The following is a 21,249-nucleotide window of genomic DNA, read 5'->3' on the forward strand; positions in this document are numbered from 1 at the left end:
GCTTCGCCCATGAAGGCGGTCCAGTTCACGGAATATGGCGGCCCGGAGGTGCTTCGGGTCGTTGATATCGAGCCGCCGCGTCCCGGTCCGGGCGAGGTGCGGATCGCCGTCCGCGCCACCGGCGTCAATCCGTCCGACTGGAAGCGTCGCGTCGGCCTCTACCGTGATGTCGACCCGGTGGCGTTTCCCGCCGGCGTCGGCGTCGAGGCGTCCGGCATCGTCGACGATGTCGGCCCCGGCGTGTCGAATGTCGCGGTCGGCGAGGCCGTGTTCGGCATGGGCCGGGGCACCGTCGCCGAGCAGGCCATCCTCACCAACTGGGTCCGCAAGCCGGACGCGATGTCCTTCGCGGTCGCCGGCGGTCTGTCGGTGATCGTCGAGACGGCGCTGCGCAGCCTCGGCGATCTCGGGGTGGAGCGCGGGCAGACGCTGCTGGTCAGCGGCGCGTCCGGCGGCATCGGTTCGGCAGTCGTGCAGATCGCCCGCTCGCGCGGCATCGCGGTGGTCGGCACCGCCGGGGAGCGCAATCAGGACTATCTGCGCGACCTCGGCGCGACCCCGACGACCTATGGGCCCGGCCTGAAGGAGCGGGTGCACGTCCTTGCCCCGCAGGGCATCGATGCGGCGCTGGATGTCGCCGGATCGGGTATCCTTCCCGAGCTGATCGACATCGTCGGCGCGGCGTCCCGCGTCGTCTCCGTCGCGGATTTCTCAGCCTCCCACTACGGCGCGCGGTTTTCCGCCGGGCCGCCGCGTGAGCCGGACCGCGTGCTCACTGAAGCGGTGCGGCTGTGGGCCGGCGGCCATCTGCGCGTGAATATCGACCGGCTGTTCCCGTTCGCACGCACGGCGGAGGCTCATGAGGTCAGCGCCCGCGGCCATGTCGCCGGCAAGCTGGTGATCACCGTTCCCTGAGCGCCGGCTCGGCCGGTCGTCGTCCCGCGCAAAAACTTATCCGCACCCTCCACCGCCGGCCGTATCCTTCCCCCACCTCGCTCGATGAAGGGGCGCAACCGGAGCGACCGATCGCGCGGGCGGGGTGCGGTGGTTCTGCGCGCGGAATAACGCACCGCGTGCCGGACGGCCCAAGCTCTGTGTTCCCGGCCGGCCGTTCCGCCGGTCACGCGGAGAAGCGTCTTTCGGGGCGCGACGCACCGCACAGCGGAGGATAGCAAGGCCCAAGTCCTCCGGGGGCCATGGAGAGCAAGCCACAAAACACCGCGTGCGGGACGCCGGGTTCGGGGTTTCGGTTGGTTGACTAAAGGCTTGCACCACCTTTCAAACCTCGGTGCAGGCGACCGCCGGAGGGATCCGGCCCGGCGTCCCGCGCGCCCTTCGGGCGCAAGGGAAAACACGGTCCCGCATGCCCCTGGGGTGCGGGGTGAGGCGCCCGCCCAGACCTCCGGCCGCTCGCGGCGCGGAGCCTTCGGCGTATCCGCCGCACCCTTCCGGCAACCATGTCACGCGCCGTGCATGGACCCGGCGGGCCCGCTTTGCTAGAAGCCGCGGACCCGATGCCGGCCGGGGAGCCTCCTTCCGGGCCGGCGCGCATGCCAGAGACGAGATCATGACCGCCGCCCCGATCCATGCCGAGGAGCTGCTCGCGCTCTATGACCGCGCCGGCTATGGGCGTGTCGACCCGCCGGTGCTGCAGCCGGCCGACGCCTTCCTCGACCTCTCCGGCGAGGCGATGCGCCGCACCATGTTCGTCACCGTCGCCGAGGATGGCAGCGAGCTCTGCCTGCGCCCGGACATCACCCTGCCGGTGTGCCGGCTCTATATCGCCGACGGCGCCTCGCAGCCGCGCGACTTCTCCTATCTCGGCCCGGTGTTCCGCTCGGATGCGGATAATGGCGAGTTCCTGCAGGCCGGCGTCGAATCCTTCGGCCGGCCGGACCGCGAGGCGGCGGATGCCGAATTGCTGGCGCTCGGCCTCGAGACCGCCGCGCTGTGGGGCGTCACCGAGCCGAATGTCCGCCTCGGCGACGCCGGCCTGTTCGCCGCCCTGCTCGACGCGCTCGACCTGCCGCCCGGCTGGCGGCGGCGCCTGGTGAAAGACTTCGCCCGCTCCGGCGACCTCGGCGCCGATCTCGCCATGCTGCGCGAGCGCCCGGCCGGCGGCGGGGTCGCCGCCCATGCCGGAGTGCTCAAGGCGCTGGCCGGTTCGGACAAGGCGGCCGCGCACGCCCTCGTCACCGACCTCATCTCGATCGCCGGCATCTCGACGGTCGCCGGCCGCTCGGTGTCGGAGATCGCCGAGCGCTTCCTCGAGCAGGCCGCCTCCGGCGATGCCGAGGGCCTGCCGCCAGAGAAGGTGGCGGTGCTGGAACGCTATCTCGCCGTTGCCGGCGAGCCGGATGCCGCCGCCCGTGCACTCAGGGCGCTGGCCGCCGACGCCGGGCTCGACCTCGCCGCGCCGCTCGACGCCTTCGAGACCCGCACCAATTTCCTCGCCGCCCAGGGCGTGGAGATCGAGCGGCTGCATTTCGCCGCCGCCTTCGGCCGTCCGCTCGACTATTACACCGGCATGGTGTTCGAGCTGCACGAGAATGGCGGCGACACCCCGCTGGTCGCCGGCGGCCGCTATGACGGTCTGCTGTCCCGGCTCGGCGCACCCACCCCGGTGCCGGCGGTCGGCTTCGCCGTCTGGCTCGGCCGGCTCGATGCGCTGGAGGCGCGGTCATGAGCGCTTTGCAACATTCCTCGCTCATCGTCGCCGTCCCCTCCAAGGGCCGCCTGCAGGAGAACGCCTCGGCCTTCTTCGGCCGCGCCGGCATGACGCTCGCACAGTCGCGTGGCGCCCGCGACTATCGCGGCACTCTCACCGGCGTCGAGGGCGTGGAAGTCGCCTTCCTCTCGGCCTCGGAGATCGCCGCGCAGCTCGCCGCCGGTGCGGTGCATCTCGGCGTCACCGGCGAGGATCTGGTGCGGGAGAACATCCCCGACGCCGATTCCAAGGTGCTGCTGGTCGAGGGCCTCGGCTTCGGTCACGCCAATGTCGTTGTGGCGGTGCCGCAGGCCTGGATCGACGTGCGCACCATGCGCGACCTCGACGACGTCGCGACGCATTTCCATGCCTCGCGCGGCCGCCGCATGCGGGTGGCGACCAAATATCTCAATCTCACCCGTGGCTTCTTCGCCCGCCACGGCATCGTCGACTACCGCATCGTCGAGAGCTTGGGCGCCACCGAGGGCACCCCGGCGGCCGGTACGGCGGAGCTGATCGTCGACATCACCACCACCGGCGGCACGCTGGCGGCCAATGCGCTGAAGGTGATTGACGACGGCGTGATGCTGCGCTCGGAGGCCAATCTCGTCGCCTCGCTGAACGCGCCGTGGACGGCGGGAGCCCGCGCGGCGGCCCGCGCGCTGTTCGATCGGGTGACGGCAGCCAAGCGTGCCGCCACCATGCGCGAGGTGAAGACCCGGTTTTCCGCCTGCGACACCGCCATCGTCACTGAAGCGGTCGAGCGCTTCCGGGCGGTGGCGCCGTTCGGTGCGCCGACCTCGTCGGGCATGGTGACGCTGCACTGCCCGCCGGACACGCTGCATGGCCTTGCGGTGTTCCTGCGCGAGAAGGGGGCGTCGAGCGTCTCGGTCGGCCCGCTCGACTATGTGTTCGCCGCCGAGAACCCGCTGTTCGAGAAGCTGGAGGCGCGGCTGGGCTAGAGCCTTTCCGATCGGGTGGAATCGCCTGATCGACAAGAAAGTGCTCGAGATTCAGCCTCGCGCCGCCCGGTCGGTGCCGAGTTCCGCCATTCGTGCAGCGGCGAAATCCTCCGCCTCGCCGATGGCGAAGCCGAACAGGATCAGGCAGGGTCCCGGCGAGGCGGCGCCGAACTTATCCGCCAGTGCCATCGCGAGCTTATCCTTGAGCGTCGAGACGGTCGCCGCCACCCGGAATTCCTCCGGACGGGTGGCGGAGAACACGGCGAGGGCGGGGGTATGCGGATCGAGGCCGGCGGCCATCGCCTTTCCGGCGAGCTCGCCCCAGGTGCGCTGGGGCATGTAGACCACCGTGGTCGCCGCCTTGTCGGCGAGCGCCGTCCAGTCGAGGTCAACAGGCAGCTTGCCGTCGCGGGCATGGGCGGTGATGAATTGCAGCCGGCGCGCATGGTCGCGATGGGTCAGCGACACCGCCACCCGGCTGGCGGCGCCCTGCGCGGCGGAGATGCCCGGCACCACCTCGATCGGCAGGCCGGCGGCGCGGGCGGCGGAGATCTCCTCGCCGGCGCGGCCGAACACCATCGGGTCGCCGCCCTTCAGCCGCACCACCCGCTTGCCCTGTTTCGCCAGCGACACCATCAGCGCGTTGATGTCGTCCTGCTTGCAGGAGGGCCGGTAGCCGGACTTGCCGACCAGCGTCTTCTTCGCCTCACGCCGGGCGACGTCGAGCACCGCCGGCGCGACGAGATCGTCATAGAGCACCACGTCGGCGGCCTGCAGCACCCGCACCGCCTTCAGCGTCAGCAGCTCCGGGTCGCCCGGCCCGGCGCCGACCAGCGCGATGGAGCCGCGTCCCTCCTCGTCGCGCTCGGCGCGCGAGCGCGCCAGCAGCACGTCGCGTAGCGCATCGTCCGGGGCGGCGTCGGGGGTTTCCAGCGCGTGGCGGGTGAAGCGTTCCCAGAAGCGCCGCCGCCCGTGATGGCCGAGCCCGAGCGCGGCGACGAAGGGCCTCCAGACCCGTGCCGCCTCGGCCCAGTGGCGGAAGCCTTGCGGGATCACCGATTCGATTTTCGCCCGCACCGCCTGGCCGAACACCGGGGCGGCGCCGTCGGTGGAAATGCCGACCACCAGCGGCGAGCGGTTGACGATGGCGCCGAAGGCGAAGTCGCAGAAGGCCGGCTTGTCCACCACGTTCACCGGCACGCCGGCGGCCCGCGCCGCCTGCGCGAAGCGCTCGCCCTCGCTGTCGTCCTCGATGGCGCCGATGGCGAGGGCGGCGCCGGCGAGATCCGCCGGGGCCCAGTCGCGCGGGTGCAGCGCGATGCGCCCGCCGGCCTCGTCGGCGAGGGCGGCGAGGGCGGGGGAGGTGTCAGCGGCGTAGATGTCGAGCTGCGCCCCGGTGGCGACGATCAGCTCGGCCTTCCAGGCGGCGGCATCGGAGCCGCCGGCCAGCACCACCCGCCGGCCTTCCAGCGCGAAGAACACCGGCAGCCGGGCGAGCGGCGCCATGCGCCCGCCGCTCTGCTCGGCGGGGCGGCGCGGGGAGGGGGAATCGCCCGTGGGGTCGGCCATAGGATGTCTCGTATCGGCGTCGGGGCGCAGCGTGGCTGCGCGGTAAACCGTCATTATACCACGGCGCCGCCGGCGGTGAACGCCGGACGCGGCGCGGATGGACGACGTTCAGTGGTTCTTTTCGGACAGCCTGTCGGTCCAGGCCAGCACCACGCCGGAGACCACGAACACCACATGGATGATGACTAGCCAGGTCAGCTGCTTCTCGTCGACGCCCCGGTCGAGATTCATGAACGCCTTCAAGAGCGCGATCGCCGAAATGGCGACGATGGAGGCGAGCAGCTTCTGCTTCAGCCCGGCGAAGTCGACCTTGGTCATCCATTCCGGCCAGTCGGCATGGCCCTCGGCGTCGATCTTGGAGACGAAGTTCTCATAGCCGGAGAAGATGACGATGATCACCAGGCTGCCGGTGAAGGTGAGGTCGATCAGCGCGAGGATGCCGAGAATGGTGTCGTTCTCGTCGAAGCCGTTGGCATGGCTGACGAAGTGCCAGAGCTCGATGCCGAACTTGTACAGCAGCACCGCCAGCGCGATGACGAGGCCGATATAGAACGGCGCCATGATCCAGCGGCTGACGAAGATGAAGCGTTCGATCAGTTTTTCCATGTCCGGCTCGTTCTCCGTCTGGCCCGTGTCCGGCGCCGCTCGCCGGCGCCGCCTTCTCGCAGATGCGAAGAGGGGTGGCATGACGCGGCGGGAGGTTCAAGGGGGCAGCGGCGGATCGGGGACGGTGTCGCACGTTGCGGCGGGCGGAAGCCCCCGCGCCGGCAGGTGTCCAGGTCATGAGCGGGGCCGCCGAAACGACAACGGCCGAGAACTCTCCCGGCCGTCGCGTTCATTCACAGGAAAGGAGCGATCTCAGGCGCCGACGCCGGTGCCGATCGGGCAGGAGACACCGGTGCCTCCAAGGCCGCAATAGCCGCTCGGGTTCTTGGCGAGGTATTGCTGGTGATAGGTCTCGGCGAAGTAGAATTCCGGCGCCGGCACGATCTCGGTGGTGATGGGATCGTAGCCCTGCGCCTTCAACGCGGCGTCATAGGTGGCCCGGCTTGCCTCCGCCGCCTGCTGCTGCGCGGGCGACAGCGTGTAGATGCCGGAGCGGTACTGCGTGCCGATATCGTTGCCCTGCTGCATGCCCTGGGTGGGGTTGTGCGATTCCCAGAACAGCTTGAGCAGTTCCTCGTAGCTCACCACCTTGGGGTCGAAGACCACCAGAACCGCCTCGGTGTGGCCGGTGCGGCCCGAGCAGACCTCGTCATAGGTAGGATTGAGCGTCGGCCCGTTGATGTAGCCGACCGCGCTCACCCACACGCCCGGCGTCTGCCAGAACTTGCGCTCGGCGCCCCAGAAGCAGCCCAGCGCGAAGATGGCGGTCTCCAGCCCTTCCGGATAGGGGCCCTTGAGCGCATGGCCGTTGACGAAATGCGTCGCGGCCGTCGGCAGCGGGCTCGCCCGTCCCGGCAGCGCCTCGGACGGGGTGGGCAGTTCCAGCGATTTCTTGAAGAAGAACATGTTGTCGTCCCTCGCTTTTCCGCTCGCCAATATGGGGATTGGCCGGCGCGATTGCGAGGGGGCTTCAGGCGCGTTTGCGCCCGATGAAGATCAGCACAAGGCCGATCGCCACCAGCACCGCCGCCAGCGGCGCCTGCATCAGCGGCGTCGCCAGGCTCTGCCAGCCGGCGGCCGGCAGTTCGGCGTCGAGCGCTCGCCCCAGCCCGGTCGCGCTCACCGCCGCCCAGGCGTCGCCGAGCGGCGTGAACAGCACGCGCGAGGAGGCGATGGAGCGGGTGCCGTCCAGCACCAGCGCCACGAAGCCGCCGGCGAGCAGCCACAGGCCGAGGAAGCGCAGCAGGAAGCGGATCATGCTCAGTCCTTTTCCACCTCGTGCCCGGCGGAGGGAGCCCGTCCGGGAGCGGGTCCCCGCGCTTCTCGCCCGCCCGGCAAGACGTGGCCTGTCTAAGCGCCGGGGGGCGGCGAGGCAATACCGCGTCATTCCGCCGCCCGGCGCACGGGTCCGTGATGTTCCTTAGAGTTGATGTGAATCAAGGCTGCCTTGCGCCTCCGCCCCGATGGTCCGGCCGGACTGTGGAAGACGCCTGCGCCGCTTCGGCGCCGGGCGGTGGAGGGTTTCATGCCACAAGCGGCAATGGGCGCGGCGCCGGATCCCGTCGGGGTGCCCCGGCAAATTCAGAAGAGCCTCACCTTCGGCGAGGGCGGGCTGGCGGCGACCTTCGTGCTGCTGGCCCTGTCCTCGCTCACGGTGGCCTCGGGAGCGGAAACGGCAGCCTATGCCTTTCATGCCTATCTGACCGCACTGGCCAGCATCGCCGCCGTCTTCGTGATCATCAACCATCATGTCGAGCGGCCGGCGGCACTGCCGGCGCGCGAGATCGACGGCCGGCCCAACTACAATGTCGGCCCGGTGAAGTTCGCCACGGTGGCGGCGGTGTTCTGGGGCATCGCCGGCTTCCTGGTCGGGGTGATCATCGCCTTCCAGCTCGCCTTCCCGGCGCTGAATTTCGACCTGCCCTGGACCGCCTTCGGCCGGCTGCGGCCGCTGCACACCTCGGCGGTGATCTTCGCCTTCGGCGGCAACGTGCTGATCGGCACCTCGTTCTACGTGGTGCAGCGCACCTGCCATGCCCGGCTGGTCGGCTATCTCGCGCCGTGGTTCGTCGTGCTCGGCTACAATTTCTTCATCGTGGTGGCCGGCACGGGCTACCTGCTCGGCATCACCCAGGGCAAGGAATACGCCGAGCCGGAATGGTATGCCGACCTGTGGCTGACCGTGGTGTGGGTGACCTATCTCCTGGTCTTCCTCGGCACCATCTGGCGCCGGCGCGAGCCGCACATCTATGTGGCGAACTGGTTCTACCTCGCCTTCATCGTCACCATCGCGGTGCTGCATCTCGGCAACAACGCCGCCGTGCCGGTGTCGATCTATTCGCCGAAGTCCTACATCGTCTGGTCGGGCGTGCAGGATGCGATGGTGCAGTGGTGGTACGGCCACAACGCGGTGGGCTTCTTCCTCACCGCCGGCTTCCTCGCCATCATGTACTACTTCATCCCCAAGCGGGCGGAGCGGCCGGTCTATTCCTACCGGCTGTCGATCGTGCATTTCTGGGCGCTGATCTTCATCTACATCTGGGCCGGCCCGCATCACCTGCACTACACCGCGCTGCCCGACTGGGCGCAGACGCTGGGCATGACCTTCTCGATCATCCTGTGGATGCCGAGCTGGGGCGGCATGATCAACGGGCTGATGACGCTGTCCGGCGCCTGGGACAAGCTGCGCACCGACCCGGTGCTGCGCATGCTGGTCGTCTCGGTGGCCTTCTACGGCATGTCGACCTTCGAAGGGCCGATGATGTCGGTGAAGTCGGTCAACTCGCTCAGCCACTACACTGACTGGACCATCGGTCACGTGCATTCCGGCGCGCTGGGCTGGGTCGCCTACGTCTCCTTCGGCGCCATCTACTGCCTGGTGCCGTGGCTGTGGAACCGGCGCCAGCTCTATTCTCTGAAGCTGGTCAACTGGCACTTCTGGATCTCGACGCTCGGCATCGTCTTCTACATCTCGGCGATGTGGGTGGCGGGCATCCTGCAGGGCCTGATGTGGCGCGCCTACACCTCGCTCGGCTTCCTCGAATATTCCTTCATCGAGACCGTCGAGGCGATGCACCCCTTCTATGTGATCCGGGCGATCGGCGGCGTGCTATTCCTGCTCGGCGCTCTGATCATGGCCTTCAACCTGTGGATGACCGTGCGCTCGCCGGACGTCGAGGCCGCGGTCTCTCCCGCCCAGAATCCCGCCCTGCTGCCGGCCGAGTGAGGAGCGCGCATCATGACAACCGCAACCACGCCCGCCCCCCGCAAGTCGCTCTGGCAGAAGCATGCCTTCTTCGAGAAGAACTCGATCTGGCTGGTTATCGGCATCCTCTTGGTGATCTCCGTCGGCGGCCTCGTCGAGATCGTGCCGCTGTTCTACCTGAAGAGCACCATCGAGAAGGTCTCCGGCGTGCGTCCCTGGACGCCGCTAGAGCTTGCCGGCCGCAACATCTATGTCCGCGAGGGCTGCTACAACTGCCACTCGCAGATGATCCGCCCGCTGCGCGACGAGGTGGAGCGCTACGGCCACTACTCGCTGGCGGCCGAGAGCATGTATGATCGCCCATTCCAGTGGGGCTCCAAGCGCACCGGACCGGACCTCGCCCGCGTCGGCGGCAAGTATTCGGACGAGTGGCAGCGCCAGCACCTCGCCGACCCGCGCTCGGTGGTGCCCGGCTCGATCATGCCCGGCTATCCGTTCCTGGCGCAGGACCGGCTGGAAGCCGCCGACATCGGCCAGGACATGAAGGTCAACGCCCTCTATGGCGTGCCCTACACCGAGGAGATGATCGCCGCGGCGCAGGCCGACCTGCGCACCCAGGCGACCACCGATGCCGCGGACGCCGACGCCCTTCAGGCCCGCTATCCCGGCGCGCAGATCCGCGACTTCGACGGCAACCCCGCCTTCGTCTCCGAGGCCGACGCGCTGATCGCCTATCTGCAGGCGCTCGGCACCATGGTCGACTTCCGGCTGTACGACGACAAGGCCAACATCAGGTGAGGCCCCGCACATGAACGAGACCTATAGCGCGCTCGCCGCCTTCGCCCAGACCTGGGGTCTTCTCTACTTCGTCGCGCTGTTCGCCTGCGTGCTCGCCTATGCGCTGTCGCCCCGGCGCGGGCAGGAGTTCGACGCGGCCGCCCGCCTGCCTCTCAGCGAGGACTGATCATGGCCGATACGCATCGCCACGAGATAGACGCCCATAGCGGCGTCTCCACCACCGGCCATGAATGGGACGGGATCCGCGAGCTCAACAACCCGCTGCCGCGCTGGTGGCTGTGGACCTTCTACGCCTGCATCCTGTGGGCGGTGGTCTACTGGCTGCTGTTCCCGGCCTGGCCGCTGGTGACCGGCTACACCTATGGCGTGCTGGGGTGGAAGTCGCGCGACGCCATCCAGACCGACCTCGCCCAGCTGCGGGCGCAGCGCGCGGTGTTCGCCGACAAGCTGGCCGCCGCCAGCCTGCCGGAGATCGAGCAGAATCCCGAGCTGCTCGCCTTCGCCCGCGCCCAGGGCCGCGCCGCCTTCGGCGACAATTGCGCGCCCTGCCATGGTAGTGGTGCCGCCGGGACGAAGGGCTATCCGAACCTGAACGATGACGACTGGCTGTGGGGCGGCACGCTGGAGCAGATCCACGCCACCATCCAGCACGGCGCCCGCTCGGCCGATCCCGACGCGCATGTCGGCGACATGCCGGCCTTCGGTCGCGACGGCATGCTTCCGCGCGCCGACATCGTCGCCGCCGCCGATTATGTGCGCCACCTCGCCGGCCTGCCGCCGGCGGCGGACGCGCAGGTCGATAAGGGGCAGGCGGTGTTCGCCGCCAATTGCGCCGCCTGCCATGGTCCCGAGGGCAAGGGCAATCCGGAACTCGGCGCGCCCAACCTCGCCGACCCGATCTGGCTCTACGGTTCCGACCGCGCCACCCTCATCCAGACCATCAGCAACGGCCGCGCCGGCCTGATGCCGGCCTGGAAGGGGCGCCTCGACGACGGCACGCTCAAGGCGCTCACCGTCTACGTCCACACGCTGGGCGGCGGGCAATAGGGGGGCTTCCTTCACGCGTCCTCTCCCTCCTCTTTCCTTATCCTCTCCTCGTCGGGGAGAGGTGGCCCGCGCAGCGGGTCGGTGAGGGGCTACGCGGTTGGAAAGCCGGGAGGCCCCCTCACCCCATCCCTCTCCCCAATGGGAGAGGGAGCCTCGTCGCCCGTCAGCGGCAGTTCTGGCGGGCTTCCTCGCGCTCCGCGAACGCGATGGGACGTCCCGGCGACATCCCGCCGCATAAGCATTTTCCCGCCCGTCATCGCCCGGATCAAAAGCGAGGACGGGGCCGGTACAAGAGGAGCGGCGGCGCGCCAGCGTCGCTGCCTGCCGGGAAACGAACATGGCTACCGTCAATCTCATTCGCGCCGCCGCGCCGCAGGCTGTCCCGCCGGCGGACGACGACGCCCCGCTCTACGAGGCGCGGCGCAAGATCTACCCGATTGCGGTTCGCGGCACCTTCCGGCGCATCAAGTGGACGCTGCTCGTCGTCACGCTCGGCATTTACTACCTGCTGCCCTTCGTGCGCTGGCATCGCGGGCCGGACGCGCCCTCGCAGGCGGTGCTGGTCGACTTTCCCAATAGCCGCTTCTACTTCTTCTTCATCGAGATCTGGCCGCAGGAGATCTACTACCTCACCGGGCTCCTGATCCTCGCCGCGCTGGTGCTGTTCCTGATGAACGCGGTGGCCGGCCGGGTGTGGTGCGGCTATCTCTGCCCGCAGACGGTGTGGACCGACCTGTTCCAGACCATCGAGCGGCTGGTCGAGGGCGATCCGCGCCAGCGCCGCGAGAAGCTGAAGACCGCCTCGCGCAGCCGGCGCGCCTTCGAGGCCGCGGCCAAGCATGTGCTCTGGCTGATGGTCGCCTGGTGGACCGGCGGCGCCTGGGTGCTCTATTTTGCCGACGCGCCGACGTTGGTGATGCAACTGATCAAGGGCGAGGCGCCGGCGCTCGCCTATGTCTGGATCGGCATCCTCACCGCCACCACCTATGTGCTCGCCGGCCACATGCGCGAGCAGGTCTGCACCTATATGTGCCCGTGGCCGCGCATCCAGGCGGCGCTCACCGACGAATACGCCCTCAACGTCACCTATCGCTACGACCGCGGCGAGCCACGCGGCTCGTTCAAGAAGACTGAGGCGCTGAGGCTGAAGGGCCTGCCCGGCGGCGATTGCGTCGATTGCCGGCAATGCGTCGCGGCCTGCCCGACCGGCGTCGACATCCGTCAGGGGCTGCAGCTCTCCTGCGTGCAGTGCGGCCTGTGCATCGACGCCTGCGACACGGTGATGAAGAAGATCGGCCGCCCCACCGGCCTCATCGCCTACGACACCGAGATGAACGTGCAGCGCCGCCAGCACGGCGAGGCGCCAGTCTACCGGTGGCTGCGCGCCCGCACCGTGCTCTATGCGGCGCTGATCGTGCTGATCAGCGGGCTGATGGCGCTCGTGCTGGCGACGCGCGGCTCGGAAGGGCTGTCGGTCATCCACGACCGCAACCCGCTCTTCGTCCAGCTGTCGGACGGGTCGATCCGCAACGGCTATACGCTGCGGCTGGTCAACAAGCTCTTGGTGCCGCGCCGCTTCGCCCTGTCGGTCGAGGGCGTGCCCGAGGCGCGGCTGGAGGTGATCGGCGAGGCCGCTTCCCCCGGCGCCGATCCCGTGGTCTCGGTCGGTCCCGACCAGACCTACGAACTGCGCGTGCTGGTCTCGACCGCGGCCCGGCTGCCGGCGAATGCCTCGCTGCCGGTCACCTTCCACCTCACCGATGTCGCCGGCGGCGAGACCGTCTCGGTCGCCGATCATTTCAAGGGACCCTAGAGCCATGGCCGTGCATCCGCTGCCGTCCGCCCCTGTGCCCGCAAGTGGTCGTCCGCTTACCGGACGCACAGTGCTGTTCTGCTTCCTTGGCTTCTTCGGCGTGGTGTTCCTGGCCAATGGCCTGCTGGTGCGGGCGGCGCTGTCGAGCTTCGGCGGGGTGGAGACGGAAAGCTCCTACAAGGCCGGACTGCTCTTCGCGCAGGAAGCGGATGCCGCCGCGCGACAGGCGGCGCGGCACTGGCAGGTGGCTGCCCATATCGCCGACGGCATCTTCGAGGTCAGCGCCCGCGATGCCGACGGCCAGCCCCTTCCCGGGCTGCAGCTGGCGGCGGTGCTGCATCATCCGACCGATCGCCGGCTCGATCTCGTCATCGAAGCCGACCCGGCCGGCACGGGCCGGTGGACGGCGCATCCCGTCGTTCCCGCCGGCCAGTGGGAGCTGATGATCGACCTGTCGCGCGACGGCGAGCGGCTGTTCCGTTCGCAGAACCGCGTGATCACGAGGTAACGCCATGAGCATGGATGGGGTGCTCGACCTGCCCGCCGGGGGCCCAATCTCTCGACAGGCTCCGCCCGCACCGGACCTCTCGCTCTATCTGCGCGAGGAGGCCGACGGGCGGCCGGCGATGGACTTCGCGGTCGAGGGGATCGACTGCGCCGCCTGTATCGATGAGATCGAGGATGCGGTGGAGGCGCTGCCCGGTGTCGCCGCCGCCCGGCTGAACTACACCAGCCACCGTCTCGCCGTCGCGTGGAGCAAGGCCGCCGATCCCGCCGCCGTGTTCTCCACGCTCGCCGGCATCGGCTACAAGGCCTATCCCTTCGGCACCGACAAGGCGGAGGAGATCGAGCGCAACATCTCCCGCCATCTGCTGCGCTGCCTCGCGGTGGCCGGCTTCGCGGCGATGAACATCATGCTGCTGTCGGTGTCGGTATGGTCGGGCAACATCGCCGACATCGATCCCGAGACGCGCGACCTGTTCCACTGGCTCTCGGCGCTCATCGCGCTGCCGGCCTGCGCCTATGCCGGCCAGCCCTTCTTCCAGAGCGCGCTGAGGGCGCTGCGCAACCGCGCACTCAACATGGACGTGCCGATCACGCTGGGCGTCATGCTGGCGCTCGGCGTGTCCGTCTACGAGACGCTGCATCACGCCGAGCACGCCTATTTCGACTCGGCGGTGATGCTGCTGTTCTTCCTGCTCACCGGCCGCTATCTCGACCACGCGATGCGCCGCAAGACCCGCGTCGAGGCCTCGAACCTGGCGGCGCTGAAGGCCGAGACGGCGAACCGGCTCGACGAGGCCGGGGCGGTGACGCTGGTGCCGGCCGCCGCCGTGAAGCCCGGTGACAGGGTGCTGGTGCGGGCGGGCGAGCGAGTGCCGGTCGACGGCGTCGTCGTCTCCGGCCGCGCCGCCATCGACGAAAGCCTCGTCACCGGCGAGACGCTGCCGCGCGATGTCGTCGCTGGCGGGATGGTGCATGCCGGCGCGCTGATCCATGACGGGGTACTGCAACTGCGCACCACCGCCGCCGGCGAGGATACCTTCCTCGTCGAAGTCGAGCGGCTGCTGGAGCGCGCCTCCACCGCACGCAGCGGTTATGTCCGCCTCGCCGATCGCGCGGCCCGGCTCTATGCGCCAATGGTGCACACGACGGCGGCGCTGTCGCTGGTGGGTTGGCTTATCGCGGGTGCCTCGCTGCATCAGGCCATGCTGATCGCGGTGGCGGTGCTGATCATTACCTGCCCCTGCGCGTTGGCGCTCGCCGTGCCGGCGGTGCAGGTGGTGGCCTCCGGCGCGCTGATGCGCGCGGGCGTGCTGATCCATGCCGGCGACGCCTTCGAGCGATTGGCTGATATCGATACCATTGTCTTCGACAAGACAGGCACGCTCACCGCTCCCGAGCCGCATCTCGCCCATGCAGGCCGGCTCTCCCCGGATCTGTTGGCCATTGCCGGCCGGCTCGCCGTCGGTTCGACCCATCCGCTGGCTCGCGCGGTGGCCGCCGCGGTGCCCGGGGCGACGCCTTATCCGGAGATGCGCGAAGTCGCCGGTTGCGGTGTCGAGGCGGAGGTGGAAGGTGTGCTCGCCCGGCTCGGTAGCCCGGAATTCTGCGGGTGTTGGGACTTGCTGGTCGCCACCGAGGATATCGATGCCTCCTTCGTCGCCTTGCGGGTAGGGGAGTGCAAGGCGCTGTTGACGATCCGCCAGACCCTGCGCTCCGATGCGGTCGAGGTGGTCAGGCGATTGCGCGAGATGGGCAAGTCGCTGGTCATCGTCTCCGGCGACCGGCCAGTGGCGGTGGCCCCCGTGGCCCGGGCGCTCGGCATCGACGCGTGGCAGGGCGGGGCGACGCCGGCCGACAAGATGGCGGCGCTGCAACGCCTCGCCGCCGAGGGCCGGCGGGTGCTGATGGTCGGCGACGGCATCAACGATGCGCCGTCTCTCGCCGCCGCTCCGGTGTCGATGTCGCCCATCGCCGCTGCCGACGTCACCCGCGCCCAGGCCGATCTCGTCTTCCTCGGGGAGCGGCTGGTGCCGGTCGCCGCGGCCATCGCCGTGGCAACCAAGGCGCGGCAGCTGATGCGCGAGAACCTGATCATCGCGGTGATCTACAATCTCTTCGCCGTGCCGCTCGCCATTGCCGGCTTCGTTACCCCGCTGGTGGCCGCGGCGGCGATGTCGGGTTCCTCGGTCATCGTCACGCTGAACGCCCTGCGTGCCCGGGGGGCGCCGGGGATCGGCGCCGGAGAGGGGGCCGGATCATGAACGTGCTGGTCTATCTGCTGCCCATGGCGCTCGGCCTCGGCCTCACCGGGCTCGCCGCCTTCATGTGGACGCTGCGCTCCGGGCAGTATGACGATCTCGACGGGGCTGCCGTCCGGGTGCTTGGCGACGACGATCTCGGAAGCCCCGCTCCATGAGCGCCGAGAGCTTTCGCGTCGGTATGTCCGAGGCTCGCGCCGGCCGGCTGGGGTGCGCCTGCCCGGAAGACGGCGTGAGGCCGCTGCGCCGAGCGCCGGGAGAAGCGAGGCTGGCCGTCGGCTTCGCGCTGGTGGTGCTGGCACAGGCGCTCACCATCGGCGTGCTACCGCTCGCCGGGGCGATGCTGGCCCCCGATCCGCGCCTTGCCGCGCTGCCGCTGGCGGCGCTTCTGCTGGGCGCGGCGGCGGCGAGCGTGCCGGCGAGCTTCCTGCTCGATGCCTTCGGTCGCCGCGCGGGCTTCGCGCTCGGTGCCGGCCTCGGCGTCGCGGGCGGTCTGATCGGCGCCCACGGCCTCTACACCGCGTCCTTCCGGGAACTCGTCATCGGCTGCGCCTGGCTCGGCGCGGCGCAGGGCTTCGGCATGTTCTACCGCCATGCCGCCGCCTTCGGGGCAGGCGCCGGCGGGCGCAGTGCGGCGGTCGGCAAGCTCATGGGCGCCGGCGTGCTGGCGGGCCTGATCGGTCCGGCTCTGGCGGGCTGGGCCGAGGGGCTGTTCACGCCTTTTGCCTTCGTCGGCACGCTGCTGGCCGCCGCGCTCGCCCAACTCGGCGTGCTGCTGTTTGCCGTTCTGTTGCCGGAGGCACGTGTGTCGCACGCCGTCGATCCGGTCGAGGCGGTACGCCGTCCGGTGGCCGGCTGGCGTGCATGGGGGCCCCCGACATTGATTGCCGCGCTCGCCTGGGCCGCGATGAGCGCCGCCATGTCCGGCGTGCCGCTCGGCCTCGTGGCCTGCGGCGTGGCGGGGCCGGCGGTCACCGGTTTCGTGGCCTGGCACGTGGTGGCGATGTACGCGCCGGCGCTGGCGGGCGGTGTCTTGGCCGAACGTTTCGGCGCCTTCCGCGTCGCGGTCGCCGGACTGGCGCTCGCGGTCGCCGGCCTGGCGGCCACCCGTCTGACGGGCGATGTCGGCGGGCTTGCCCTTGCGTTCCTGGGCGTCGGGGCCGGCTGGTCGCTGGCCACCTTCGGCACGACGCTCGCTTTGCATGCGCAGGGGCCGAGTTCCCGTGCCCGGCTCGCCCTTCACGACGGCGCGATTCTCCTCGCTGCCCTTGCCGGCGTTCTCCTCGGCGCGATGTGACCTGACGGCACGGTACCGATTGACGGCGCGCAGCCGATTTTGTAAGTGATCGTTCACTAACAAAAGTGAGAGGATGCGCCGGATGTTCACGCGGCTGATGACGGCACGGCGTTTCGCACCGTTATTCTGGGCCCAGTTCTTCAGCGCGTTCAACGACAATTTCGTGAAGAACGCACTCGCCCTGCTCATTCTCTACGGGCTTGGCGAGACGCATGGCGGGGCTCTCGTCACCGCCGCCGGCGGCGTGTTCATCCTGCCCTTCTTCCTGCTCTCGGCGCTCGGCGGCCAACTGGCCGACCGCTACGACAAGGCGCTGGTGGCGCGCCGGCTGAAATTTGCCGAGATCTGGATCATCCTCGTCGCGGTGATCGGCTTCGTGCTGCAGTCGCTGCCCTTGCTGTTCGTCGGCCTGTTCTTCATGGGCGCGCTCAGCGCGCTGTTCGGCCCGGTGAAATACGGCATCCTGCCGGATCATCTCGCCAAGCAGGAACTGGTCTCCGGCAATGCGCTGATCGAGATGGCAACCTTCATCGCCATCCTCGCGGGCACGCTGGGCGGTGCCATCGCCATCACCCATACCGGCGAGTGGTCGGTCGCCATCTTCACCTTCGCGGTGACGGTGCTGACCTGGCTGGCGGCGCGTTTCATCCCGCCGACCGGCCCCGCGGCGCCGGACCTGCGCATCGACGCGAACATCTTCCGTGCTACGGCACGGCTGCTCGGAGAGCTTAGGACCCGCCGCCCGGTGTGGATCGGCGCGCTGATCGTCAGCTGGTTCTGGCTGGTCGGAGCGGTGGTGCTGTCGCTGCTGCCGACCATGGTGCGGGAGAATATCGGCGGCGACCAGAGCGTCGTCACCCTGTTCCTGCTGCTGTTCACCGTCGGCGTCGCCATTGGGTCGACGCTGGCGGCCAAGCTGTCGGAAGGCCACATATTGCTGGCGCTGGTGCCGCTTTCCGGTCTCACGCTCGGCATCTTCGCGCTGCTCATCGCCTGGGGCGTCGCCGGGGAGCCGGCGCCGGCGGCGTTGATCGGCTGGCGCGAGTTCCTGACCACCGATGGCGGTCCCTGGATCGCCCTTACGCTCACCGGCCTTGCCGCCTCGGGCGGTGCCTTCGTGGTGCCGACCTTCGCCTATGTGCAGAGCGAGGCGCCGGAGGATCAGCGGGCGCGCGTGATCGCCGCCAACAACGTCCTCAATGCCGCCTTCATGACAGCAGCGGCGGTCCTCGTGGCGCTGCTGCAATTCGCCGGCGCCGGCGTGCCGCTGCTGATGATATTGATCGGCCTCTCCACACTGCTGGTCGCCATCGCCGTCGGGCGCGCCTTCCAGGGGCATGTGCTGCGCGACCTGATCCGCGTCATCTTCCGGGTGGCGTTCCGTGTCGAGGTGACCGGCGCCGAGCATCTGCGTGCCTCCGGCGAGCGCACCGTGGTGGCCATCAACCATGTGAGCTTCCTCGACGCGCCGCTGATCATGGCGCTGCTCGACAACGATCCGATCTTCGCGGTGGATGCCGGCATCGCCCAGCGCTGGTGGATCAAGCCGTTCCTGAAAATGGTGCGCGCCTTCCCGCTTGACCCGACCCGGCCGCTGGCCACCCGCGATCTCATCCGCCTGGTGCAGCAGGGCGAGACGCTGGTGATCTTCCCCGAGGGGCGCATCACCGTCACCGGCTCGATCATGAAGATCTATGACGGCTCGGCGCTGATCGCCGACAAGTCGGAGGCGCAGATCGTCCCGGTGCGCATCGAGGGGCTGGAGCAGACCCCGTTCTCGCGCCTGACCACGGACCAGACCCGCAAGCGCTGGTTCCCCAAGGTGCGCGTCACCATCCTGCCGCCGCGTCGGCTGAAGGTCGATCCCGAGCTGTTCGGCCGCAAGCGGCGCCGGGCGGCGGGCGCCGGCCTCTACGACGTGATGAGCGATCTCGTCTTCGAGACCAGCCATACCGGCATCACGCTTTACGAGGCGGTGGAGGCGACCGCCGATCGGCTCGGCCGCAAGCGCATGATTGTCGAGGATCCGCTCGGCACCCAGCTCACTTACAGCAAGCTGTTCCTCGGCGCGAAGATCCTCGGTGCCAAGCTCGCCGCCCTCACCGGGCCGGGCGAGACGGTCGGCGTGCTGCTGCCCAACGCCGCCGGCATCGCCGTGGTGTTGCTCGGCCTGCATCGGCACGGCCGGGTGCCGGCGATGCTCAACTACACGGCGGGCGCTGCCAACCTTGTTTCCGCCTGCAAGACGGCGAAGCTCACCACCGTCGTGACCTCGCGCGCCTTCATCGAGAAGGCGCGGCTGGAGGCGGAACTCGCCGAGCTCGAAAAGCACGTGCGGATCGTGATGACCGAGGATGTCCGCGCCAGCATCACCACGCCTGACAAGCTGAAGGGTTTGCTGCCGGCGCGGCTGCCGGTGAAGATGGACCCGGACGGACCGGCTTTCATCCTGTTCACCTCCGGCTCCGAGGGCGTGCCGAAAGGCGTGGTGCTGAGCCATCGCAACGTGCTGTCCAACGTGGCGCAGGTGGCGGCGCGCATCGATTTCTCTCCGGCGGACATCATCTTCAACGTGCTGCCGGTGTTCCACTCCTTCGGCCTGCTGGGCGGGCTGATCCTGCCCATCGTCTCCGGTACCAAGACGTTCCTCTATCCCTCGCCGCTGCACTACCGGATCATTCCGGAACTGGTCTACGCCACCAATGCCACGGCGATCTTCGGCACCGACACCTTCCTCGCCGGCTATGCCCGCACCGCCAATCCCTATGATTTCCGCTCGCTGCGCTTCGTGGTCGCCGGCGCCGAGCCGGTGAAGGCGGAGACGCGGCGGGTGTGGATGGAGCGCTTCGGCCACCGCATCCTGGAGGGTTACGGTGTCACCGAATGCTCGCCGGTGGTGGCGGTGAACACGCCGATGTTCAACAAGGCGGGCACGGTCGGGCGCATCCTGCCAGGCATCCGCCATCGCCTCGACCCGGTTCCGGGTATCGAGGAGGGCGGCCGGCTGCACGTGAAGGGGCCGAACATCATGATCGGCTATCTGCGCGCCGAAGCGCCGGGCGTGCTGGAGCCGCCGGAGGCGGGCTGGCACGACACCGGCGATATCGTCGCGCTCGACGAGGAGGGCTTCGTCGCCATTCGCGGCCGCGCCAAGCGCTTCGCCAAGGTCGCCGGCGAGATGGTCTCGCTGGCCGCCGTCGACGCCATGGTGGCGGCGTTGCGGCCGGACGCCGAGCATGTCGCCGTCGCCGTTCCCGATGCGAGGAAGGGCGAACGCATCCTCCTGCTCACCACCGCTACCGACCTGACCCGCGGGGCACTGCAGGCGCATGGCCGCGAGATCGGCGCGACCGAGCTGATGATGCCGGCCGAGATTTTGCCGATGGACAGCTTGCCGTTGCTGGGTTCGGGCAAGGTCGACTTCATGGCGGCGCGGCGCACGGCGCTCGAGGCGATCGCGGCCCGCACCGTCGCGCCGCGCAGCGGCGAGGCGTGAGCGTGGCGGGCGCTCCCGAGAGACGTGGGCGCGACGGCGCGCGCACGCGGCTGCGCATCGAAGAGGCCGCGCTACGGCTCTTCGCGGCGCGTGGCGTCGCCGGCACCTCGGTACGGGACATCGCCGAGGCGGTCGGGGTGTCGGAGGGCGCTCTCTATCGCCATTTCGCCTCCAAGGAGGAGCTGGCGCGGGCGCTGTTCCTCGATCGCTATGCCGTGCTGGCGCAGTCGATTCGCGAGATCGGCCAGATACATAGGGATCTGCCGTCGCGGCTGGCGGCGATGGTTCGCCTCGGCTGCACGCTGTTCGACGAGGAGCCGGCGCTGTTCGCCTATCTCCTGATCAACCAGCACGACCACCTCTCCCATGTGCCGGACGATCCGGCATGCAACGCAGTGGCGGCGCTGGCGGAACTGCTCTCAGACAGCGCCGCCGACCTGCCGCAGCCGCCGGCATTGGCGGCGGCGATGATGCTGGGGTTGCTGGTGCAGCCGGCAGCGTTCGCGCTCTATGGCCGGCTGGAGGGGCCGCTGTCGCGGCACGCCCCGGTCATCACCGAGGGCGTGCTGCGCCTCTGCATGCCCACAGGCATAGCGGAAAGATAAGCGATCAGAACAGCTTGAGGCCGGGCGGGATCGGCAGGCCGGCGGTGAGCGTCTGGGTGCGCTCCTGGATCAGCCGCTCACCCTTGCCGCGGGCGTCGCTGTGGGCGGCGACGATCAAATCCTCAAGGATTTCAGCCTCTTCCGGCTTGAAGAGGCTGGGGTCGATGGTGACGCCCTTCAGCGCGCCCTTGGCGCTCATGACGACCTTGACCATGCCGCCGCCGGAGACGCCGTCGACCTCGATGGCGTCGAGCTCGGCCTGCATCTGCTCCATGCGGGCCTGCATCTCCTTCACCTTGGACATCATGCCGAGAAGGTCTTTCATAGCGGACTCCTTAATCAGTAAGCGTATCGTGCAAAAGCACGCAGAAACAAGGGG

At 69.3% G+C, this 21,249-nt stretch carries 19 protein-coding genes; 14 read left to right on the forward strand and 5 right to left on the reverse strand.

Features of this window, described 5'->3' with window-relative positions; all coding sequences use genetic code 11:
* Nucleotides 1-9 precede the first annotated feature (9 nt).
* From LGR54_RS18360 to hisG, 3 genes are all read left to right on the forward strand, one after another.
* On the forward strand, nucleotides 10-915 hold the full coding sequence (locus LGR54_RS18360) for an NADP-dependent oxidoreductase (RefSeq protein ID WP_230363417.1): 906 nt from the start codon (nucleotides 10-12) through the stop codon (nucleotides 913-915).
* A 652-nt stretch (nucleotides 916-1,567) separates the two neighbouring features.
* Nucleotides 1,568-2,686, forward strand: a complete 1,119-nt coding sequence (locus tag LGR54_RS18365) for an ATP phosphoribosyltransferase regulatory subunit (RefSeq protein WP_230363418.1) — start codon at nucleotides 1,568-1,570, stop codon at nucleotides 2,684-2,686.
* Nucleotides 2,683-3,669: an ATP phosphoribosyltransferase gene (hisG, locus tag LGR54_RS18370; protein WP_230363419.1), complete on the forward strand. Its 987-nt coding sequence runs from the start codon at nucleotides 2,683-2,685 to the stop codon at nucleotides 3,667-3,669. Before LGR54_RS18365 ends, hisG begins: the two co-directional genes overlap by 4 nt.
* A 51-nt stretch (nucleotides 3,670-3,720) precedes the next feature.
* Here the strand turns inward: hisG and cysG are convergent, their stop codons facing one another.
* The 4 genes from cysG to LGR54_RS18390 all read right to left on the reverse strand — a co-directional run bounded on the left by cysG (nucleotide 3,721) and on the right by LGR54_RS18390 (nucleotide 7,102).
* Entirely contained in the window at nucleotides 3,721-5,175 is a 1,455-nt protein-coding gene (cysG, locus tag LGR54_RS18375; RefSeq protein WP_230363499.1) for a siroheme synthase CysG, read from the reverse strand.
* Between the two features lie 171 nt (nucleotides 5,176-5,346).
* Nucleotides 5,347-5,844 carry a TIGR00645 family protein gene (locus tag LGR54_RS18380; RefSeq protein ID WP_230363420.1) on the reverse strand — a complete coding sequence of 166 codons (498 nt, stop codon included), beginning with the start codon at nucleotides 5,842-5,844 and terminating at the stop codon, nucleotides 5,347-5,349.
* A 252-nt stretch (nucleotides 5,845-6,096) separates the two neighbouring features.
* A complete protein-coding gene (msrA, locus tag LGR54_RS18385; protein ID WP_230363421.1) occupies nucleotides 6,097-6,750 on the reverse strand; it encodes a peptide-methionine (S)-S-oxide reductase MsrA in 654 nt (217 codons plus the stop codon).
* A gap of 64 nt (nucleotides 6,751-6,814) precedes the next feature.
* Nucleotides 6,815-7,102, reverse strand: coding sequence for a hypothetical protein (locus LGR54_RS18390; RefSeq protein ID WP_230363422.1), 288 nt, complete (start codon nucleotides 7,100-7,102; stop codon nucleotides 6,815-6,817).
* 282 nt (nucleotides 7,103-7,384) lie between these two features.
* Between LGR54_RS18390 and ccoN the strand changes: the two genes are divergently transcribed.
* The 11 genes from ccoN (at nucleotide 7,385) to LGR54_RS18445 (ending at nucleotide 20,870) form a co-directional block, all read left to right on the forward strand.
* Entirely contained in the window at nucleotides 7,385-9,070 is a 1,686-nt protein-coding gene (ccoN, locus tag LGR54_RS18395) for a cytochrome-c oxidase, cbb3-type subunit I (protein WP_370638233.1), read from the forward strand.
* Between the two features lie 12 nt (nucleotides 9,071-9,082).
* Nucleotides 9,083-9,847 carry a cytochrome-c oxidase, cbb3-type subunit II gene (ccoO, locus tag LGR54_RS18400; RefSeq protein WP_230363424.1) on the forward strand — a complete coding sequence of 255 codons (765 nt, stop codon included), beginning with the start codon at nucleotides 9,083-9,085 and terminating at the stop codon, nucleotides 9,845-9,847.
* A gap of 10 nt (nucleotides 9,848-9,857) precedes the next feature.
* A complete protein-coding gene (locus LGR54_RS18405; protein WP_230363425.1) occupies nucleotides 9,858-10,013 on the forward strand; it encodes a cbb3-type cytochrome c oxidase subunit 3 in 156 nt (51 codons plus the stop codon).
* Between the two features lie 2 nt (nucleotides 10,014-10,015).
* A complete protein-coding gene (gene ccoP / locus LGR54_RS18410) occupies nucleotides 10,016-10,894 on the forward strand; it encodes a cytochrome-c oxidase, cbb3-type subunit III (protein ID WP_230363426.1) in 879 nt (292 codons plus the stop codon).
* A gap of 337 nt (nucleotides 10,895-11,231) precedes the next feature.
* The gene (ccoG, locus tag LGR54_RS18415) at nucleotides 11,232-12,707 is read left to right on the forward strand and encodes a cytochrome c oxidase accessory protein CcoG (protein WP_230363427.1); all 1,476 of its coding nucleotides are present in this window, start codon (nucleotides 11,232-11,234) and stop codon (nucleotides 12,705-12,707) included.
* Between the two features lie 4 nt (nucleotides 12,708-12,711).
* Complete coding sequence (locus tag LGR54_RS18420) at nucleotides 12,712-13,215, forward strand: FixH family protein (RefSeq protein WP_230363428.1); 504 nt, start codon at nucleotides 12,712-12,714, stop codon at nucleotides 13,213-13,215.
* A gap of 10 nt (nucleotides 13,216-13,225) precedes the next feature.
* The gene (locus tag LGR54_RS18425; protein ID WP_370638234.1) at nucleotides 13,226-15,475 is read left to right on the forward strand and encodes a heavy metal translocating P-type ATPase; all 2,250 of its coding nucleotides are present in this window, start codon (nucleotides 13,226-13,228) and stop codon (nucleotides 15,473-15,475) included.
* On the forward strand, nucleotides 15,472-15,630 hold the full coding sequence (gene ccoS / locus LGR54_RS18430) for a cbb3-type cytochrome oxidase assembly protein CcoS (RefSeq protein ID WP_230363430.1): 159 nt from the start codon (nucleotides 15,472-15,474) through the stop codon (nucleotides 15,628-15,630). The genes LGR54_RS18425 and ccoS overlap by 4 nt, the downstream gene beginning before the upstream one ends.
* Nucleotides 15,631-15,704: 74 nt before the next feature.
* Nucleotides 15,705-16,769 carry an MFS transporter gene (locus tag LGR54_RS18435; RefSeq protein ID WP_230363431.1) on the forward strand — a complete coding sequence of 355 codons (1,065 nt, stop codon included), beginning with the start codon at nucleotides 15,705-15,707 and terminating at the stop codon, nucleotides 16,767-16,769.
* A gap of 82 nt (nucleotides 16,770-16,851) precedes the next feature.
* The gene (locus LGR54_RS18440; RefSeq protein WP_230363432.1) at nucleotides 16,852-20,265 is read left to right on the forward strand and encodes an acyl-[ACP]--phospholipid O-acyltransferase; all 3,414 of its coding nucleotides are present in this window, start codon (nucleotides 16,852-16,854) and stop codon (nucleotides 20,263-20,265) included.
* A gap of 2 nt (nucleotides 20,266-20,267) precedes the next feature.
* On the forward strand, nucleotides 20,268-20,870 hold the full coding sequence (locus LGR54_RS18445; protein ID WP_230363433.1) for a TetR/AcrR family transcriptional regulator: 603 nt from the start codon (nucleotides 20,268-20,270) through the stop codon (nucleotides 20,868-20,870).
* Between the two features lie 4 nt (nucleotides 20,871-20,874).
* On the opposite strand, the gene LGR54_RS18450 is transcribed toward LGR54_RS18445, so the two are convergent.
* Nucleotides 20,875-21,195, reverse strand: a complete 321-nt coding sequence (locus LGR54_RS18450) for a YbaB/EbfC family nucleoid-associated protein (RefSeq protein WP_230363434.1) — start codon at nucleotides 21,193-21,195, stop codon at nucleotides 20,875-20,877.
* Between the last annotated feature and the right edge of the window lie 54 nt (nucleotides 21,196-21,249).

The organism is Ancylobacter sp. Lp-2, from assembly GCF_020523795.1.
In the GTDB taxonomy this organism is placed as follows: domain Bacteria; phylum Pseudomonadota; class Alphaproteobacteria; order Rhizobiales; family Xanthobacteraceae; genus Ancylobacter.

Bases quoted from the DNA above. Each gene is read 5' to 3' on its own strand.
- LGR54_RS18360 (WP_230363417.1), top strand. From the start codon at position 10: ATGAAGGCGGTCCAGTTCACGGAATATGGCGGCCCGGAGGTGCTTCGG.
- LGR54_RS18365 (WP_230363418.1), top strand. From the start codon at position 1,568: ATGACCGCCGCCCCGATCCATGCCGAGGAGCTGCTCGCGCTCTATGAC.
- hisG (WP_230363419.1), top strand. From the start codon at position 2,683: ATGAGCGCTTTGCAACATTCCTCGCTCATCGTCGCCGTCCCCTCCAAG.
- cysG (WP_230363499.1), bottom strand. From the start codon at position 5,175: ATGGCGCCGCTCGCCCGGCTGCCGGTGTTCTTCGCGCTGGAAGGCCGG.
- LGR54_RS18380 (WP_230363420.1), bottom strand. From the start codon at position 5,844: ATGGAAAAACTGATCGAACGCTTCATCTTCGTCAGCCGCTGGATCATG.
- msrA (WP_230363421.1), bottom strand. From the start codon at position 6,750: ATGTTCTTCTTCAAGAAATCGCTGGAACTGCCCACCCCGTCCGAGGCG.
- LGR54_RS18390 (WP_230363422.1), bottom strand. From the start codon at position 7,102: ATGATCCGCTTCCTGCTGCGCTTCCTCGGCCTGTGGCTGCTCGCCGGC.
- ccoN (WP_370638233.1), top strand. From the start codon at position 7,385: ATGGGCGCGGCGCCGGATCCCGTCGGGGTGCCCCGGCAAATTCAGAAG.
- ccoO (WP_230363424.1), top strand. From the start codon at position 9,083: ATGACAACCGCAACCACGCCCGCCCCCCGCAAGTCGCTCTGGCAGAAG.
- LGR54_RS18405 (WP_230363425.1), top strand. From the start codon at position 9,858: ATGAACGAGACCTATAGCGCGCTCGCCGCCTTCGCCCAGACCTGGGGT.
- ccoP (WP_230363426.1), top strand. From the start codon at position 10,016: ATGGCCGATACGCATCGCCACGAGATAGACGCCCATAGCGGCGTCTCC.
- ccoG (WP_230363427.1), top strand. From the start codon at position 11,232: ATGGCTACCGTCAATCTCATTCGCGCCGCCGCGCCGCAGGCTGTCCCG.
- LGR54_RS18420 (WP_230363428.1), top strand. From the start codon at position 12,712: ATGGCCGTGCATCCGCTGCCGTCCGCCCCTGTGCCCGCAAGTGGTCGT.
- LGR54_RS18425 (WP_370638234.1), top strand. From the start codon at position 13,226: ATGGATGGGGTGCTCGACCTGCCCGCCGGGGGCCCAATCTCTCGACAG.
- ccoS (WP_230363430.1), top strand. From the start codon at position 15,472: ATGAACGTGCTGGTCTATCTGCTGCCCATGGCGCTCGGCCTCGGCCTC.
- LGR54_RS18440 (WP_230363432.1), top strand. From the start codon at position 16,852: ATGTTCACGCGGCTGATGACGGCACGGCGTTTCGCACCGTTATTCTGG.
- LGR54_RS18450 (WP_230363434.1), bottom strand. From the start codon at position 21,195: ATGAAAGACCTTCTCGGCATGATGTCCAAGGTGAAGGAGATGCAGGCC.